The sequence below is a fragment of the Streptomyces griseorubiginosus genome, assembly GCF_017614965.1.
GTDB classification, from domain to species: Bacteria; Actinomycetota; Actinomycetes; order Streptomycetales; family Streptomycetaceae; genus Streptomyces; species Streptomyces griseorubiginosus_B.
Window position 1 is genome coordinate 1 of record NZ_WVUG01000662.1, and the last position, 1096, is coordinate 1096.

At 71.9% G+C, this 1096-nt stretch carries 1 protein-coding gene and 1 pseudogene; both read left to right on the forward strand.

The window, feature by feature from the left end; translation table 11 throughout:
- Positions 1-224: 224 nt before the first annotated feature.
- A complete protein-coding gene (locus tag GRC12_RS44575) occupies positions 225-737 on the forward strand; it encodes a SigE family RNA polymerase sigma factor (RefSeq protein WP_133048981.1) in 513 nt (170 codons plus the stop codon).
- Between the two features lie 88 nt (positions 738-825).
- Positions 826-1096: pseudogene (locus GRC12_RS44580) on the forward strand (hypothetical protein); the annotation flags it as partial.

Here is a 1096-nt window from a genome sequence, read left to right on the forward strand (position 1 = left end):
CGGTGGGCTCGGTGGACTGGTCATGCGGCAGGCCTCCGTCGCGAGGGGCGGTCACGGTGATCGAGCGGGCGGTGCACCTTATCGATCCCGTTCATCGATCCAGTCTGTCGAATCCCGTTTGTCGATCCCGTTTGTCGATCCCGTTTGTCGATCCGTGTGAAACATTTCCCCGGTGCCACCGCATCAATGAAGTGAGAGCGGCGCCGCGGCAGGGGGAAGACGGTATGAGACAGGCACGTGCGGACGAGTACGCCGAGTTCGCGGCCGCCCGCGCCGGGCATCTGTACCGCTCCGCCTGTCTGCTAACCGCCGGGGACACGCATCTCGCCGAGGACCTGGTGCAGGAGACCCTCGGCCGGCTCTACGTCAGATGGGGACGCGTGTCCCGGGTGGGCAACCCCGCGGGGTACGCCCAGACCGTGCTCACCCGGACCTTCCTCGCCCACCAGCGGCGACGCAGCAGCACCGAGCAGGCCACCGACACGCTGCCCGAGCTGCCCGACGGCGCCCCCGACGGAGACCCCTCGCTGCGGCTGACGCTGCTGGAGGCGCTCGGCCGGCTGGCCGCCAAGGACCGGGCCGTGGTGGTCCTGCGGTACTGGGAGGACCGCTCCGTCGAGGAGACCGCCGATGTCATGAACGCCAGCTCGGCCGCCGTACGGACGCGGTGCGTGCGGGCGCTGGGGCGGCTGCGGGAGCTGCTCGGCGAGGACCTCGGCGAGTACGCGCGCCCCTGACCCACGTCACTTCAGCCCACCCACATCACGTCGACCGACCTCATTTCAACCCACCTCACTTCAACCCTCAGCGAAACGGTGGACCGCCATGCCCGTCGAACAGCACAGCGACCCCTTCGAGGACCGGCTCACCGCCGAACTGCACCAGGCGGGCGCCGCCTTCGCGACAGACCGGGCCGAACTCGTCGCCGCCGGTGTCCGCGTCGGCCGCCGGCGCCTGCTGCGGCGCCGGGCCGCCGTCGTGGGCGGCGCCGCCTCCCTCGCGCTGGTCGGGGTGGGCGGGGCGCTGCTCCTGCCGGGCGCCGGATCCCCGCCGCGGGCCACCGCCACGGTCGGTACCTCCCGGCACACCCCCGAAC